The 1,297-nt window shown below is 61.2% G+C and carries 1 protein-coding gene; it reads right to left on the minus strand.

Annotated elements, in window-relative coordinates; genetic code table 11:
* Positions 1–44 precede the first annotated feature (44 nt).
* A protein-coding gene (locus CXY80_RS00080; RefSeq protein ID WP_104131113.1) for an IS3 family transposase occupies positions 45–1,227 on the minus strand; the annotation gives its coding sequence in 2 pieces (ribosomal slippage) (positions 45–966 and positions 965–1,227; 1,185 coding nt in all).
* Positions 1,228–1,297: the final 70 nt, after the last annotated feature.

The following is a 1,297-nucleotide window of genomic DNA, read 5'->3' on the forward strand; positions in this document are numbered from 1 at the left end:
TGACCTGCCGCGGGTATTTCGGACAGCGGAATTAGTGGATTCTTCTACGCTGCCAATGCTGGCTGTTGATAACCGTAGTGGACTTCATTCGGCCGGCGGTAACCAAGTGCGGAGTGCCGGCGTCGACTGTTGTAAAACCCTTCGATGTATCGGATGACGTCGCTGCGAGCTTGTGATTTCGTGGCGTAGGCGGTGCGGTACACACGTTCGTTCTTGAGCATGGAGAAGAAACTTTCGGCCATGCTGTTGTCCCAGCACACGCCGGTCCGGCCCATCGAGGAGCGCATCCCCAGGCCGGTCACCAGAGCCCGAAAATTGGCCGACGTGTAAACGCTGCCCCTGTCGGAATGCCAAATCGCGTCCGGCTCAATCATGGTCGTCGCGGCGGCGTTCCGGAGGGCGTCGGCGACGAGTTCGGTGCGCATGTGGTCGGCGATGGACCAGCCGACGACCTTCTTTGAATAGCAGTCGATGACGGTGGCCAGGTAGATGAACCCTTGCCAGGTGTGGATATAGGTAATGTCGCCGACGAATTTCGCTCCGGGGCGGTCGGCAGTGAAGTCGCGTTTGACGAGGTCGGGCATGGTCGCCGCCGCCTCGGCATCGGCCTCCGTCGTGATGCGGAAGGGCCGTGGTTGGCAGGCTACGAGGCCGATCTGGCGCATGAGTTGCCGCACCAGCTCGGGCGAGCACTCGGTCTGCTCGGCACCTAGGTCAGCGTGGATCCGGCGGTATCCGTAGGTGCCATCGGATTCCTCGAAGAAGTGCTGAATCCGGGCGATCAAGGCCTCGCGGCGGGCCGAGGTCGCGGACTGCGGCCGCACTGCCCAATCGTAGAAACCGGACGTGGAGACGGCCAGCCAGAGGCACATTTTCACCACCGAATTCCGGTTGGCGGGGTCCGATTTTTGGGAGTCGATGTACTCGTACTTGCTCACTACCGCTGCTCCCGCGCGAAGTAAGCGCTGGCTTTTTCAAGAAGGCGGTCTCCGCCCGCAGCTCCTGAACTTCCCGCTCGAGCTCCTTCAGTCGGGCCCGTTCCGAGACCGTCAGGTCCGCTTCGGTACCGCCGTTGGCCTCGCGGTATTTGTTGAGCCAGTTCCGAAGAGACTCAGCGCCGACGCCATACGCGGTGGCCACGTCCTTGATCGGCTTGGAGGTGTTGATCACCTCACGGCACAGCTCGTCTTTGAACTCCTGGGTGAAACGCCTGCGTGCTGCGGTCATGCTGATCTCTACTTTCAGTGATCCCTCATTTTAAGAGGGCCCACTGTCCGAGATATCCGCGGCAGGTCAC

The organism is Cryobacterium sp. M91, from assembly GCF_002929615.1.
In the GTDB taxonomy this organism is placed as follows: Bacteria; Actinomycetota; Actinomycetes; order Actinomycetales; family Microbacteriaceae; genus Cryobacterium; species Cryobacterium levicorallinum.